Below are 15052 nucleotides of genomic sequence, written 5' to 3'. Positions count from 1 at the left end.
CCTCAGGTCTCCGACTTGGACAGCCGGGTGATCCCCGCGATGCGGTACGCCTCCGCCTCCTCCAGCGTCTCGTTCTCCAGCAGCGCCTCGGCCAGCGCGTCCAACTGGGCACGATGGTCCCGGAGTTTGCGGCACGCCTCCTCGTAGCACTCGTCCACGATCCGGCGCATCTCATGGTCGATCGCGTCGAGCGTGGCCGGCGCCGCCGACAGACCGTACGCCTGCTGGGCATCGCTCGGCAGCGCGGAGAGCCGGCCCACCCGCGGGCTCATCCCCCACCGGGCGACCATCCCGCGCGCGATGTTGCTCACCTGCTCCAGATCGTTCTCCGCACCCGTCGTCACCACCCCGTACACCTCGTGCTCGGCCGCCATCCCGCCGAGAGCGCCGATGATGCGGCCCCGCAGATACTCCTCGGAGTGCGCGTACCGCTCCACCTCCGGAGTCGACAGCGTCACGCCCAGCGCCCGGCCGCGCGGCACGATGGTGATCTTGCGAACCGGATCGGCGCCGGTCTGGAGCATCCCCAGCAGCGCGTGACCGCTCTCGTGATACGCGGTCCGCCGACGGTCCTCCTCCGGCATCACCAGCGTGCGCTCCGCCCCGAGCTGCACCTTCTCCAGCGCCTCCGACAGATCCGACGCCGTCACCTGCTTCTGCTTGCGCTTGACCGCGATCAGCGCCGCCTCGTTGGCGAGATTGGCCAGATCCGCACCCGTCATACCCGGCGTGGTCCGCGCCACCTGCGTCAGGTCCACATCCGCGGAGAGCGGGATGTCCCGCGTATGGATCCGCAGGATCGCCTCACGCCCGCCACGGTCCGGCGGCGACACATTGACGACCCGGTCGAAACGGCCCGGCCGGGTCAGCGCCGGATCCAGGATGTCCGCACGGTTCGTCGCGGCGATCACCACGACACCCTCCGAGCCGGAGAAGCCGTCCATCTCGGTCAGGATCTGGTTCAGCGTCTGCTCCCGCTCGTCATGCCCGCTCACCGAGGCACCCGCGCCCCGCACCCGCCCGATGGTGTCGATCTCGTCGATGAAGATGATCGACGGCGCCACCTTGCGCGCCTCCGCGAACAACTCCCGCACCCGCGACGCACCCACACCGACGATCATCTCGATGAACTCCGACGCCGACGCCGAGAAGAACGGCACCCCCGCCTCCCCCGCGACCGCCCGCGCCAGCAACGTCTTCCCGGTGCCCGGCGACCCCGCCAGCAGCACCCCGCGCGGCATCTTCGCGCCCATCCTGCGGTAGACGTCCGGATGCTCCAGGAAGTCCACGACGTCGTCCAGCTCGCCCTTCACCTCGTCGATACCGGCCACGTCCGCGAACGTCGTGCGCTGGGTACCCGGCAGCAACTCCACAGGCTTCGGCGGCGTCTTCCGGCCGAGCATGCCGCCCGCCCCGCCCGGCCCACCGCCGAACCGCCGCGCGAAGAAGATCCACACCGCGACCAGAATCACGATCGGCACCAGCGACAGCAACAAGTTCGGCAGCAGCCCGCGCTGCTGCACCACCGGCCGCGCGGTCACCGTGACGTCTTGCCGGTCCAGGCTCTGCCAGAGGTCGTCGTCCGCGAACGCCGGACGCTGCGTCTCGAACCGGGTGTACTCACCGTCCCCGTCGGGATCCTCCCGGGCCTCCTTTAGCTGCCCCTGGATCGCGTCGCCCTTGGAGTAGATCTTCTCGACATTGCCCTCGTCGACCTGCCGGCTGAACTCCGTGTACGAGATCGTCGGCTCGTCGCCGCTGTCGAGATAGTTCAACCCGATGTACACCGCCAGGAACACGATCACAGCGGTGACGGCGAGCCCCCACCACCGGCCGCGCATCCTCCGGCCGCCCGAGCGCCTCGGGGGCTCCTCGGGGGTTCCCTCGGTGCGCCACGGCTGGTCAGGTGCTGCCCTGCGGGGTGGCACGGCATTGCCCATATCTGGACGTTACGGCACATGGAGTACGTCGGCATGCGCTGAGGACGCCACCCCGTACGCGCCGAGGGCGCCCTCCCGCGCGGGGAGAGCGCCCTCGGGGCGACACCAGGGCGGCGGAAGCCGTCAGCCCATGAACTTCTTGAACCGTCAGCCCATGAACTTCTTGAACTCGTCCGGCAGCTCGAAGTCCTGGGCGCCCTGCTGCGGCAGCCCGAACGCGTTGCCGCCCTGGGCGCCGGCCTCCCGGCGACGGGCCGCCTCTTCCTCCTGCTGCTTGCGCTTCATCGGGTTGCCCGAGCGCTGCTTGCCCTTGGCCTGCTTCGGCTGCTTCTTCTGCCGGCCCGGGCCGCCGCCCATGCCCGGGATCCCCGGCATACCCGGCATGCCGCCGCCCTGGGCCATCCGGGACATCATCTTGCGGGCCTCGAAGAACCGCTCGACCAAGCCCTTCACGGCGCTGACCTCGACACCGGAACCCTTGGCGATACGGGCGCGGCGCGAGCCGTTGATGATCGTCGGGTCCTGGCGCTCGCCCGGGGTCATCGACTTGATGATCGCGGCGGTGCGGTCGACGTCCCGCTCGTCGAGGTTGTTGATCTGGTCCTTGATCTGCCCCATACCGGGCAGCATCCCGAGCAGCTTGCTGATGCTGCCCATCTTCCTGACCTGCTCCATCTGGGCCAGGAAGTCGTCCAGGGTGAAGTCCTGGCCCTTCTTGGACGCCAGCTTGGAGGCCATCTTCTCGGCCTCTTCCTGGCTGAACGTCTTCTCCGCCTGCTCGATCAGGGTGAGCAGGTCACCCATGTCGAGGATGCGGGAGGCCATCCGGTCCGGGTGGAAGGCGTCGAAGTCGTCGAGCTTCTCGCCGTTCGAGGCGAACATGATCGGCTTGCCGGTGATCTGCCGGATCGACAGCGCCGCACCACCGCGGGCGTCACCGTCGAGCTTGGAGAGCACCACGCCGTCGAAGCCGACGCCGTCACGGAAGGACTCGGCGGTGTTGACGGCGTCCTGGCCGATCATCGCGTCGACGACGAACAGGATCTCGTCGGGCGAGACGGCGTCGCGGATGTCCGCGGCCTGCTGCATCAGCTCCTGGTCGATACCGAGGCGGCCGGCGGTGTCCACGATGACAATGTCGTGGACCCGGGTCTTGGCGAACTCGATGGAGTCCTTGGCGACCTGGACCGGGTCGCCGACGCCGTTGCCCGGCTGCGGGGCGTAGACGGCCACGCCGGCCCGCTCGGCGACCACGCTGAGCTGGTTGACGGCGTTGGGGCGCTGGAGGTCGCAGGCGACGAGCAGCGGCGAGTGGCCCTGCTCCTTCAGCCAGCGGCCGAGCTTGCCCGCGAGGGTGGTCTTACCGGCACCCTGGAGACCGGCCAGCATGATCACGGTGGGCGGCTGCTTGGCGAACCGCAGACGACGGGTCTCACCACCGAGGATGGTCACCAGTTCGTCGTTGACGATCTTGAGGACCTGCTGGGCGGGATTCAGGGCCTTGGAGACCTCGGAGCCGAGGGCACGCTCCTTGACGTTCTTGATGAACGTCCGCACGACCGGCAGGGCCACGTCGGCTTCGAGCAGCGCGATGCGGATCTCGCGGGCGGTGGCGTCGATGTCCGCCTCGGAGAGCCGTCCCTTGCCGCGCAGGTTCTTGAAAGTCGCTGAGAGGCGATCGGAGAGGGTATCGAACACGGCGGCGTCGGTCCTTGGGGTCGGCGACAGTCTGGGCTGCCCTCCAGGGTATCCGGCTCAGCAACCAATTCGTCCCCGCCTGCTGTGATCAGCGGGCGGGGACGCGAAGGTCACGCCCGCAGCGTCTCCTCCAGCTTGCGTGCCACCGTCGTGGCCTCCTCGCCCGGCAGGGGCGAGCCGTCGCTCCCGGTGACGTAAAAGGCGTCCACGGCATTCGCGCCCAGCGTGGACACGTGCATGCTGCGGACGCGCACGCCCGCGTCGTCCAGGGCCGTGCCGATGCGGAAGAGGAGGCCCGGGGCGTCCTGGGCGCGGACCTCGATCACCGTGGCGTGGCGGGAGGCGGCCGGGGCGACCGTGACCCGGGGCGGGGGCGCGATGACGCCGCGCCGCCGGGGGTAGGCCGCGTCGCGTTCGGCGAGCCGGCCGGCGATGTCCAGGGTGCCGTCCAGCGCGCGGACGAGGTCGGCGCGCAGCCGGGCGGCCTGGGGCAGGGAGCCGTACTCGGCGGCGACCCGCCAGTTCAGCAGCAGGACGGAGCCCTCGACGCCGTCGGGCAGGTCCAGGGCGCGCAGCTCGGCGGTGCGGACGGTGAGGCGGTGCACGGCGAGGACGCCGGCCACGGCGGGCAGGACGCCCTCGCGGTCGGGTACGGCGATGAGCAGTTCCACGCCGAGGGGTTCGGGGTCGCCGGGCGGCTGTTCGGTGTCGTCGGCGGGGGGCTCGGTCTGGGCGCGCAGGGCGAGCACCGGGCTGCCGGTGGCGACGGCCTCGATGGCGAGGCGTTCCTGTTCGGCGGTGGCCGCCGCGGTGGCGGGTTCGTCGGGCTCGTCCCCGGCGAGGACCGCGGCGACGCGTTTGACCAGGTCCGTGACGAGTGAGGCGCGCCAGGTGGACCAGGCGGCGGGCCCGGTGGCCAGGGCGTCGGCCTCGGTGAGCGCGTGCAGCAGTTCGAGGGTGCTCTGGGAGCCGACCGCCTCGGCGACGGAGCGGACGGTGGCGGGGTCCTCCAGGTCGCGCCGGGTGGCGGTCTCGACGAGCAGGAGGTGGTGCCGTACGAGGGTGGACAGGACGGTGACGTCCGCGCGGTCGAAGCCGATGCGGGCGGCGACGTCCTTGACGATGATCTCGCCGGCCACCGAGTGGTCGCCGGGCCAGCCCTTGCCGATGTCGTGGAGGAGGGCGGCGACGAGGAGGAGGTCGGGGCGGCTGACCCGGCGGGTGAACTCGGAGGCGCGTACGGCGGTCTCGATGAGGTGCCGGTCGACGGTCCAGATGTGGACGGCGTTGCGTTGCGGGCGGCAGCGGACCCGCTCCCAGTCGGGCAGCAGGCGGGTGATGAGTCCCTCGGCCTCCAGGGCTTCCCAGACCTCGATGGTGGGCGGTCCTGAGCCGAGCAGGGTGACGAGCTGTTCGCGGGCCTCGGCGGGCCAGGGGGTGGGCAGCGGGCGCACGGTGGCGGCGAGGCGGCGTACGGCGTGCAGGGAGAGCGGGAGGCCGGCCTGGGCTGCGGCGGCCGCGGCGCGCAGCGGGAGCACGGGGTCGCGTTCGGGGCGGGCGGCGCGGGCGAGCACGACCTCGCCGTCCTGTTCGACGACGCCTTCGGCGAGCGGGGAGCGTTCGGCGACGGGTTTGCCGCCGCCGAGCATGGCGCGCAGCCGGGGCCGTACGGCGCGGGAGCGCAGCACGCGGCCGACTTCGCGCCAGGTGACGTCGCTGGCGTACGACACGACGCGGGCGGCCTCGTAGACCTGGCGCAGCAGGGTGTCGGCGTCGAGGAGGCCGAGTTCGGCGGCGACCTGGTCCTGTTCCTGGAGGGCGAGCCGGTCGGTGGCGCGGCCGGTGGCGAGGTGGAGGGCGTCGCGGACGTCGAGGAGGCGGCGGCGGGCGTCGTCGAGGCCCTCGCGGGGGGCGTCGGCGACCCAGGAGGCGGCGACGGCGCGCAGGGCGGTGGCGTCGCGGAGGCCGCCGCGGGCCTCCTTGAGGTCGGGTTCCAGGAGGTACTGGAGTTCGCCCTGGCGTTCGGCGCGTTCGGCGCAGAGTTCCTGGAGTTCGGGGAGGCGTTTGGGGGCCTGGTTGCGCCAGTCGGCGAGGACGGTGGTGCGCAGGGCGGAGGTGAGTCCGAGGTCGCCGGCGAGATGGCGGGCGTCGAGCAGGCCGAGCTGGACCTTGAGGTCCTCGGAGGCGGTCCTCCGGGCCTCCGCGGGGGTGCGGACGGAGTGGTCGAGGGCGAGGCCGAGGTCCCAGACGGGGTACCAGAGGCGGTCGGCGAGGGCGGCGACGGCCTTGCCGTCCCCGCCGTCGTGCAGGAGGAGCAGGTCGAGGTCGCTGCGGGGGGAGAGTTCACCGCGGCCGTAGCCGCCGACGGCGACGAGGGAGACGCCGCGCAGGTCCTCGGCGCCGGCGGTGAAGAGGCCGGTCAGCCATTCGTCGGTGAGCCGGGACAGGGCCGCACGGCGCGGCGGCCCGGACCGCGCCTCCTCGGTGAGGAGGCGCAGCCGGGCCGCCGCGTAGCCGCTGGGTCCCGAGTCCTCTGCATCGTTGCGCATGTCCGTACTCGTCACCCAGCGACTCCTGTTCTGTTCTGCGGTCAGAGCGCGTCCGGGCCGCGCTCGCCGGTGCGGACCCGTACGGCGGTCTCGACCGGGAGGGACCAGACCTTGCCGTCACCGATCTTGCCGGTGCGGGCGGCCTTGACGATGACGTCGATGAGCTGTTCGGCGTCGTCGTCCTCGGCCAGGACCTCTATGCGGATCTTGGGCACGAGGTCGACGGTGTACTCGGCACCGCGGTAGACCTCGGTGTGTCCCCGCTGCCGGCCGTAGCCGCTGGCCTCGGTGACCGTCAGGCCGTGGACGCCGAACGCCTGGAGGGCTTCCTTGATCTCGTCGAGCCGGTGGGGCTTGACGACGGCGGTGATGAGCTTCATGCGTCCACCTTCTTGCTCGCGTCGGCCACCGGGGCCGGGACGGCGGTCGTGCGGGCGGCGCCACCACCGGCACCGCTGAAGTCGTATGCGGTCTCGGCGTGCTCGGCCTGGTCGATGCCCGCCACTTCCTCGTCCTCGGAGACCCGCATCCCGATCGTCTTGTGCAGGAGGAAGGCGATGATCGCGGAGACGACCAGGGAGTAGGCGAGGACACCGAAGACTCCGGCGCACTGCTTCCAGAACTGGTCGAGGCCGCCGCCGTAGAAGAGGCCCTCGACGTCGGACTGGCCCTTGCCGGTGGCGAAGAAGCCGATCAGCAGGGAGCCGATGACACCGCCGACGAGGTGGACGCCGACCACGTCGAGGGAGTCGTCGTAGCCGAACTTGTACTTGAGGCCGACGGCCGCGGCGCACAGGACACCGGCGATGGCGCCGACGGCGATCGCGCCGAGCGGGGAGACGGCGCCGCCGGCCGGGGTGATGGCGACGAGGCCGGAGACCGCGCCGGAGGCGGCGCCCAGCGTGGTGAAGGCGCCGTGGCGGATCTTCTCGTAGATGAGCCAGCCGAGGACGGCGGCGCCGGTGGCGACCTGGGTGTTGACGAACATCAGCGCGCCGACGCCGTCGTCGTTGCCGAGCCACGAGCCGGCGTTGAAGCCGAACCAGCCGAACCACAGCAGGGCGGCGCCGAGCATGACCAGCGGGAGGCTGTGCGGGCGCATCGGGTCCTTCTTGAAGCCGACGCGCTTGCCGATGACCAGGATGACGCCGAGGGCGGCGGCACCGGCGTTGATGTGGACGGCCGTACCGCCCGCGAAGTCGATGACGCCGAGTTCGTAGGCCCAGCCGCCGGCGCCCCAGACCCAGTGGGCGACGGGGAAGTAGACGACGGTGACCCACAGGGCGATGAACAGGGCCCAGGCGGTGAACTTGACGCGGTCGGCCAGGGCGCCGCTGATCAGGGCGGGCGTGAGGATGGCGAACATCATCTGGAAGATGAGGAAGACGAACACCGGGATGGTGTAGCCGTCCCACAGCTCGGTCAGGCCGATGTTGCTGAGGCCGACCCAGTCGGAGTTCCAGCCGATGACGCTGCCGGAGTCGGTGCCGAACGCGAGGGAGAACCCGTACAGCACCCACAGGATGGTGACGATGCCGAGGCTGATGAAGCTCATCATCAGCATGTTCAGGGTGCTCTTGACGCGGACCATGCCTCCGTAGAAGAAGGCGAGGCCCGGTGTCATCAGCATCACCAGGGCGGAACAGATGAGCATGAAGCCTGTGTTCGCGGACGACAGCGTGGGTGCGTCCGCCGCAAGCGTGATGGCTGATGCCATCGGCGTCTCCTCGTCGTAGGTGCGGCCCCGTGCGGGCATAGCCAGAGCGGGTTGTGAGGGGGTGGGCCGGTTATGCGCCATGAGATTGACGCAGCGCGGTTTCGGTGGACGCCCCTCGTTGTTTCGCCGTCGTGACGAAGGCACCCGGTGCGTTACGCGTCGGTGAACTGGGTGATGTCCGCCGAGCGGATCGTTATCGTGGCGCAACCTTCTCCGAGGGATGCAAACCGGCCGCGGTCGGCCTTCCGATGACCTGGCACGGGGGAGCCGAGTCGGGCGGTTCGGGAAGGCCGGCCGCGGCCGGGGTTCTCGGGTTTTCCTCGGTGGAGGTGCGGTTCAGACGGCTTCGGCGGTCTCCGGGAGTTCGATGGCGAGCCGCTCGGTGAGGTCGACGACCTCGGACAGCTCACCGAACTCGCGGACGGCGGTGTCGACCGTCTTTCGGATACGAGTGTTGACGCGCTCGGAGCGGACCTTCTTGGCCTCCCTCATGGCCTGCTCGGCGAGGGTGGCGCTGTGCTCGGGCTCGCGGCGCAGAAGGTGGACGGTGGCCATGCCGATGAGGTTGAGGACGTAGGACCGCTGGTGGTCGCCGTCGTTCGCGAAGAGTTCGACGGCCTTCTGCATGAGGGGTTCGGCGAGGGAGGCGTAGGCGGGGCTGCGGCCGGCGACATAGGCGAGGTCGCGGAAGGAGTGGCTGTTCTCGCCGTACAGCTCGGCCTCGGAGAAGAAGCGGATCCAGTCGGGGTCCGGCTCGTCCCACTCCTCGGCCTCGGCGAAGGTGTCCTCGGCCATCCGCACGGCCCGCTTGCAGCGCCCCGGCTGTCCCATGTTGGCGTAGGCGCGGGCCTCCATCGCATACAGCATGGACTGGGTGCGGGGGCTCGCGCAGTCGCGGCTGCCGTACTGGGCGAGGTGGATCAGCTCCAACGCGTCCTCGGGGCGGCCGAGATGGATCATCTGGCGGCTCATGCTGGACAGGACGTACGAGCCGAGGGGGCGGTCGCCGGCTTCCTTGGCGGCGTGCAGGGCGAGGACGAAGTACTTCTGGGCGGTGGGCTGGAGCCCCACGTCGTAGCTCATCCAGCCCGCCAGTTCGGCGAGTTCGGCGGCGACCTTGAAGAGTTTGCGGGAGGTCGCCTCGGGTTGGGGCTCCTGGAGGAGGTCGGTGACCTCGTGGAGCTGTCCGACGACGGCCTTGCGGCGCAGACCGCCGCCGCACTGGGCGTCCCACTGCCGGAACATCACGGTGGTGGACTCCAGCAGGTCCAGCTCGGGCCGGGAGAGCCGGCCGCGGGCGCGGCTGGTGGGGACGGACCCGGGCTCCTCGGGCGGGGCGGGCGGGGCGGGCACCAGCCAGCGCTGCATGGGTTCGATGAGGGACGGTCCCGCGGACAGGGTCAGTGAGGTGCCGAGGAAGCCGCGCCGCGCGAGCATCAGGTCGCTGCGGGAGAACTCGCTGAGCAGCGCCACCGTCTGCGGGCCGGTCCAGGGCAGGTCGACGCCGGTCGCGGAGGGCATCTGGCGGGTGGCGCGCAGTCCGAGGTCCTCGACGGAGACGACACAGCCGAAGCGCTCGGAGAACAGCTCGGACAGGATCCTGGGGATGGGTTCGCGGGGGTTCTCGCCGTCCAGCCAGCGGCGCACGCGTGAGGTGTCGGTGGAGATGTGGTTGGCGCCCAACTGACGGGCTCGGCGGTTGACTTGACGGGCCAGTTCGCCCTTCGACCAGCCGCTGCGCACGAACCACGACGTGAGCAGCTCGTTCGGGCGCTTGTCCGCGCTCACCGCGCTGTTCCCGCTTCCGCCGTTGCCGCTCACTGGAACGCCCCCATCCCTCGAGACCACTTGTCACTGAGTGCGCCAAGCCCTATCAGAATGCCGGTGATCCCGGCCTCTCGTCCGGCAGTTGTCACCCCTCGAACGGAAACCCGACTTGCCTCCGGCATACCCACAAGCGCGTGTGCTCTCAGGGACCCGCACACTCAAAGTAATCCTACGATCACTGCTCCGGCCATGGCGATCCCGGAAACGCCACCATTCGCCACCCCTTCGAATGAACTCCCGGGGAGCTGTTCACGATTCACTTGACAGTGGACGGCCGAGAGATGGCGGAGCGAAGCACTCAGGGGCGCGCACGGCAGACCGCACCACCCGGAGCGCTTCCGGGCGCCGTCAGCGCACTACGCCCGAAGGGCGGCGAAAACACGCAGAGTTACTACGTACGTCCGTTACGTAACCACACCCGCGTCGGACCCGTTGGAGGGGGCATGGGCTTCACGATCGGCGGCATCCGCGAGATCCGCTCCGGCGCGCGCAGGCGCGGTCGCTCGTCCGAGTGCACCGCCGTCGCCGAGTTCACGGGACTGTGGGGCTGGGACGTGGTGCCGGGCGCCCGCGCCGCGGCCGGCGTCTGCTCGTGCGGCCGCCCCTCCTGCCGCGAGCCCGGCGCGCATCCCCTGATCTTCGCCCCGCAGGTGCCGGCCGGCGCCACGCTCGACGACGTCACCCGGGCCTGGTCCGAGTATCCGGGCGCCGCGGTGATGCTGCCGGTCGGGCAGGCGTTCGACGTGATCGAGGTGGCCGCCCCTGCCGGGCGCCGCGCGCTGGTCCGGCTGGAGCGGATGGGGCTGCCGCTCGGTCCGGTCACCGTCACGCCCGAGGGCCGCACCCAGTTCTTCGTCGCCCCCGGCGCCGCCGCCGAGCTGACCGGGCTCCTCTACCGCATGGGGTGGGACGACCCGGGCTCCCTCGATCTGCGCGGCATCGGCCCCGGCGCGTTCATCACCGCCCCGCCCTCCGACCGGGGCGGCCTCGGCCCGGTTCGCTGGCTGCGCCCGCCCGCGCTGGACTCGGCGAGCCGGCCCCCGGAGGCCCGGCTGCTGCTGGGCACGCTGGCGTACGTGGCACACCGGTCACGGGCGTAGCCCCACGCGCCCGCCTTTCCCCTCCCTGTACCCACTCCCCCTCGCCTTCCCCTCGCCGTCCGCCCGCCGCGGACACGGCGAAGCGCCCGCTCCCACTGCACCGGGGGCGGGCGCTTCTCGCGTGACCGAGGGCTTGACCGAGGGATCGGCCGGGGGATTCTCGTAAGGCCGGGGAGTCCGTGGGGTCAGTCACCGATCAGGGCGTCGACGAACGCCTCCGGCTCGAACGGCGCGAGGTCGTCGGGGCCCTCGCCGAGCCCGATGAGCTTGACGGGGACGTTCAGCTCGCGCTGGACGGCGATCACGATGCCGCCCTTGGCCGTGCCGTCGAGCTTGGTCAGCACGATGCCGGTGATGTCGACGACCTCGGCGAAGACGCGGGCCTGCACCAGGCCGTTCTGTCCGGTGGTCGCGTCCAGGACGAGCAGCACCTCGTCGAGCGGGGCGTGCTTCTCGACGACCCGCTTGACCTTGCCCAGCTCGTCCATGAGGCCGGTCTTGGTGTGGAGGCGGCCGGCGGTGTCGATGAGGACGACGTCGACCCCCATCTCCTTGCCCTCCTTCACCGCGTCGAAGGCGACGGACGCGGGGTCGCCCGCCTCCGGCCCGCGCACGGTGTGGGCGCCGACCCGCTCGCCCCAGGTCTGGAGCTGGTCGGCGGCGGCGGCCCGGAAGGTGTCGGCGGCGCCGAGGACGACCGTACGGCCGTCGGCGACGAGCACGCGGGCGAGCTTGCCGGTGGTGGTGGTCTTGCCGGTGCCGTTGACGCCGACGACCATCACGATGCCGGGCTTGCGGTCCTCGGGCTCGGTCTTCACCGTGCGGTCGACGTCGGTGCCGACCAGCTTGAGCAGTTCCTCGCGCAGCAGGGTGCGCAGTTCCGCGGGGGTGCGGGTGCCGAGCACCTTGACCCGCTCGCGCAGCCGTTCGACCAGTTCCTGGGTGGGCATGACGCCGACGTCGGCGGTGAGGAGGGTGTCCTCGATCTCCTCCCAGGTGTCGTCGTCCAGGTGCTCGCGCGAGAGCAGCGTGAGCAGGCCCTTGCCGAGGGCGTTCTGGGAGCGGGAGAGACGGGCGCGCAGGCGGACGAGCCGCCCTGCGGTGGGCTCCGGGATCTCGATCTCCGGAGCCTCGGCGGTGAGGTCGGCGGGCGGTTCCTCGACCGTGACCCCGGCCGGGCCGCCGCCGTCGGGTAGGTCCACCTCCTCGATCGTGCGGCGCGGTTCGTCGCGCGGTGTCTCGGCCTCGTCGCCGACCTGCGGCTCGGCCGGGGGTGCGGTGATGTCGGGCGCTGCGGGGGGCGGCGGGGGCAGCGACTTCTTCCGCCGGCTGCCGACGACGAGCCCGCCGAGCACACCGAGCACCAGCACGGCGATGACTACAGCAAGGATGACGGTTTCCATAACCCGTCCAGTATGCGTGAGCGCCCTGCGCGGAAGCGGTCGCCGGTGCGTCCGAACGGGCGGTACCGCACCCCTGGATACCTGACGGTGCGTCAGCTAATCTCCCCCTCCACCACGAAGGGGGGCCTCCATGCCCGTCACCGTCGTCCGTTTCAACCTCGTCGCCCCCGGCGCCTCCCCCGCCGAGCTGGGCGCCCGCTACCGGACCGCGCTGGAGATGGCCGCGTACGCCGACGGGCACGGGATCACGACCGTGCAGACCGAGGAGCACCACGGGGCCGAGAACAACTGGCTGCCGTCGCCGTTCGCCTTCGCGGGCGCGGTGCTCGGGGCGACCCGGCGGCTGGCGGTGACCGTCTCCGCGGTGATCGGCCCGCTGTACGACCCCTTGCGGCTGGCCGAGGACATCGCCGTACTGGACCTGCTGAGCGGCGGCCGGCTGGTCACGGTCGCCGGGATCGGCTACCGGCCCGAGGAGTACGAGCGTGCCGGCGTCGACTGGAAGCGGCGCGGCCGGCTCCAGGACGAGCTTCTCGAAACCCTGCTGAAGGCGTGGACGGGCGAGGAGTTCGTGTACCGGGGCCGTACGGTACGGGTCACCCCGCGCCCGTTCTCGGACCCGCACCCCCTGCTGCTGGTCGGCGGCTCGTCGAAGGCCGCCGCCCGCCGGGCCGCCCGGCTGGGCCTGCCGTTCTTCCCCAGCGCGCATCTGCCGGAACTGGAGGGCTACTACAAGGAGCGCCTGGTCGAGTACGGCACGGAGGGCTGGACGATGATGCCGGCCCCGAACACCCCGCTCCTGCACATCGCCGAGGACCCGGACCGGGCATGGGCGATGTACGGCCACCACTTCCTCCACGAGGCCCGCACCTACGCCTCCTGGCAGTCCTCCGAGATCCGCTCGGCGGTCCGCTCCACGGCCACGACGGTCTCCGAACTCCGCGAGGAGGGCGTCTACCGCGTCCTCACCCCGGCCGCCTGCACCACCACCGACCTCGACAACCTGGTCCTCCACCCCCTGGCGGGCGGAATGCCGCTGGAAGAGGGGTGGCGCAGCCTACGGCTGTTCACGGAGCGGGTGATTCCGGCGCTGGAGGGGTGAGCTGGGGGGCGGGCGCGCGGGGTGTCTGAATCGGGCTGGCCGGTGGGCGCGGGGCGACTGAACCCGGCCGGCGGACGCACCACCGCCCCCGTCCCGGGATTGACCGGGTCAGGGGCGGCGGTGGTGCGAGGGGAGGGGCGGCGGGGTGGTGGCCCCTCTCCTCGGGTTCGGGTGGGCGTCAGCCCATTTCCTCCAGGGTCTTGCCCTTCGTCTCCTTGACGTAGCGCAGGACGAACGGGACGGAGAGGGCGGCGAAGGCCGTGTAGATGACGTAGGTGACGGAGAGGTTCCAGTCGGCCAGGGACGGGAAGCTCGCCGTGATGGCCCAGTTGGCGATCCACTGCGCGGAGGCGGCGACGCCGAGGGCGGCGGCGCGGATCCGGTTGGGGAACATCTCGCCGAGCATGACCCAGACGACCACACCCCACGACAGGGCGAAGAAGAGGACGAAGACGTGCGCGGCGATCAGGGCGATCCAGCCCTGCGCGGCCGGGAGCCTGCCGTCGACCAGGTCGAAGGAGAAGGCCCATGCCTCCAGCGCGAGGCCGACGACCATGCCGACCGAGCCGATGATGGCGAGCGGGCGGCGGCCGATCCGGTCCACGAAGATCATGGCGATCACGGTGCCGACGATGTTGATGATCGACGTCGTGAACGAGTAGAAGAAGGACTCTGTCGGGTCGACGCCGACCGACTGCCACAGCGTCGAGGAGTAGTAGAAGGCGACGTTGATGCCGACGAACTGCTGGAAGACCGACAGGCCGATGCCGATCCAGACGATCGGCTTGAAGAAGAAGCCGCCGCCGAGCAGGTCCTTGAACGCGGACTTGTGCTCGCTGTTCATGGCGTTCTCGATCTCGGCGACGCGGGCGTCCAGGTCACCGCTCTCGCCCTCGACCTCGGCGAGGATCTCCCGGGCCCGCTCCCGCCTGCCGACGGAAATCAGGAAGCGCGGGGACTCGGGGATCGCGAAGGAGAGCAGGCCGTAGAGGACGGCCGGGACGACCATCACGCCGAGCATGACCTGCCATGCCTCCAGGCCCATCAGGGTGCCGCGCTGGTCGCCGCCGGAGGCGTTGAGGAGACCCCAGTTGACCAGCTGCGAGACGGCGATGCCGATGACGATCGCGGCCTGCTGGAAGGAGCCGAGCCGGCCGCGGTAGGCGGGCGGGGCGACCTCGGCGATGTAGGCGGGGCCGATGACCGAGGCCATGCCGATGGCGAAGCCGCCGACGACGCGCCACAGGGCGAAGTCCCACAGGGAGAAGGGCAGCGCCGAGCCGACGGCGCTGACGGTGAACAGCACGGCCGCGATCTGCATGACCCGGATCCGGCCGATGCGGTCGGCTATCCGGCCGGCCGTGGCGGCACCGATGGCACAGCCGATCAGGGCGATGGCGATGACCTGCGCCAGGGCCGCGGACCCGATGTCGTAGCGGTCCCGGATGGCCTCGACGGCACCGTTGATCACGGAGCTGTCGTAGCCGAAGAGGAACCCGCCCATCGCGGCCGCCGCCGCGATGAAGATGACATGCCCGAGATGATCGGGATGTGCCGTCCCGGGTCCTGACTTCTGTGCCTGCGCTGTGGTCACGTTCCACTCCCTCGTGGGGCCTCCAGATAGGTGGTACCTGAAGGTAAATCCAACGTTGCAGAGACTATGCCTTCAAGTCTCAAAATCAAACGTGGGGAAATGTGAGAACGGAGACACAAGAA

At 70.9% G+C, this 15052-nt stretch carries 10 protein-coding genes; 2 read left to right on the top strand and 8 right to left on the bottom strand.

Annotation, left to right across the window (positions count from 1 at the left end):
- Positions 1–2: 2 nt before the first annotated feature.
- From ftsH to nsdA, 6 genes are all read right to left on the bottom strand, one after another.
- Positions 3–1940: an ATP-dependent zinc metalloprotease FtsH gene (gene ftsH / locus AFM16_RS27755; protein WP_030797833.1), complete on the bottom strand. Its 1938-nt coding sequence runs from the start codon at positions 1938–1940 to the stop codon at positions 3–5.
- A 147-nt stretch (positions 1941–2087) separates the two neighbouring features.
- Complete coding sequence (ffh, locus tag AFM16_RS27750; protein WP_030797831.1) at positions 2088–3638, bottom strand: signal recognition particle protein; 1551 nt, start codon at positions 3636–3638, stop codon at positions 2088–2090.
- Positions 3639–3748: 110 nt separating this feature from the next.
- Positions 3749–6202, bottom strand: a complete 2454-nt coding sequence (locus AFM16_RS27745; RefSeq protein ID WP_030797829.1) for a [protein-PII] uridylyltransferase — start codon at positions 6200–6202, stop codon at positions 3749–3751.
- A 26-nt stretch (positions 6203–6228) separates the two neighbouring features.
- The gene (locus AFM16_RS27740) at positions 6229–6567 is read right to left on the bottom strand and encodes a P-II family nitrogen regulator (RefSeq protein ID WP_003997576.1); all 339 of its coding nucleotides are present in this window, start codon (positions 6565–6567) and stop codon (positions 6229–6231) included.
- Positions 6564–7904: an ammonium transporter gene (locus tag AFM16_RS27735; protein WP_030797826.1), complete on the bottom strand. Its 1341-nt coding sequence runs from the start codon at positions 7902–7904 to the stop codon at positions 6564–6566. Before AFM16_RS27735 ends, AFM16_RS27740 begins: the two co-directional genes overlap by 4 nt.
- 336 nt (positions 7905–8240) lie before the next feature.
- Positions 8241–9725 (bottom strand): transcriptional repressor NsdA, encoded by a 1485-nt coding sequence (gene nsdA / locus AFM16_RS27730; RefSeq protein WP_030797824.1) that lies wholly within the window; start codon positions 9723–9725, stop codon positions 8241–8243.
- 449 nt (positions 9726–10174) lie between these two features.
- On the opposite strand from nsdA, the gene AFM16_RS27725 reads away from it, so the two are divergent.
- Positions 10175–10831, top strand: a complete 657-nt coding sequence (locus tag AFM16_RS27725) for a bifunctional DNA primase/polymerase (RefSeq protein WP_030797818.1) — start codon at positions 10175–10177, stop codon at positions 10829–10831.
- Between the two features lie 185 nt (positions 10832–11016).
- Here AFM16_RS27725 and ftsY read toward each other — a convergent pair whose 3' ends face one another.
- Positions 11017–12234, bottom strand: a complete 1218-nt coding sequence (gene ftsY, locus AFM16_RS27720) for a signal recognition particle-docking protein FtsY (protein WP_030797816.1) — start codon at positions 12232–12234, stop codon at positions 11017–11019.
- Positions 12235–12364: 130 nt separating this feature from the next.
- Here ftsY and AFM16_RS27715 point away from each other — a divergent pair, with 130 nt between their 5' ends.
- Positions 12365–13336 carry an LLM class flavin-dependent oxidoreductase gene (locus AFM16_RS27715; protein WP_078634950.1) on the top strand — a complete coding sequence of 324 codons (972 nt, stop codon included), beginning with the start codon at positions 12365–12367 and terminating at the stop codon, positions 13334–13336.
- Positions 13337–13514: 178 nt separating this feature from the next.
- On the opposite strand, the gene AFM16_RS27710 is transcribed toward AFM16_RS27715, so the two are convergent.
- Positions 13515–14930, bottom strand: coding sequence for a sugar porter family MFS transporter (locus AFM16_RS27710; protein WP_078634949.1), 1416 nt, complete (start codon positions 14928–14930; stop codon positions 13515–13517).
- Positions 14931–15052: the final 122 nt, after the last annotated feature.

The organism is Streptomyces antibioticus (assembly GCF_002019855.1).
Taxonomy (GTDB): domain Bacteria; phylum Actinomycetota; class Actinomycetes; order Streptomycetales; family Streptomycetaceae; genus Streptomyces; species Streptomyces antibioticus_B.
This window is presented reverse-complemented; position numbering and strand designations above follow the sequence as displayed.

What these genes read in the sequence shown, in the direction of transcription:
- ftsH (WP_030797833.1), bottom strand. Translation starts at nt 1,940, where the DNA reads ATGGGCAATGCCGTGCCACCCCGCAGGGCAGCACCTGACCAGCCGTGG.
- AFM16_RS27740 (WP_003997576.1), bottom strand. Translation starts at nt 6,567, where the DNA reads ATGAAGCTCATCACCGCCGTCGTCAAGCCCCACCGGCTCGACGAGATC.
- AFM16_RS27735 (WP_030797826.1), bottom strand. Translation starts at nt 7,904, where the DNA reads ATGGCATCAGCCATCACGCTTGCGGCGGACGCACCCACGCTGTCGTCC.
- AFM16_RS27725 (WP_030797818.1), top strand. Translation starts at nt 10,175, where the DNA reads ATGGGCTTCACGATCGGCGGCATCCGCGAGATCCGCTCCGGCGCGCGC.
- ftsY (WP_030797816.1), bottom strand. Translation starts at nt 12,234, where the DNA reads ATGGAAACCGTCATCCTTGCTGTAGTCATCGCCGTGCTGGTGCTCGGT.
- AFM16_RS27715 (WP_078634950.1), top strand. Translation starts at nt 12,365, where the DNA reads ATGCCCGTCACCGTCGTCCGTTTCAACCTCGTCGCCCCCGGCGCCTCC.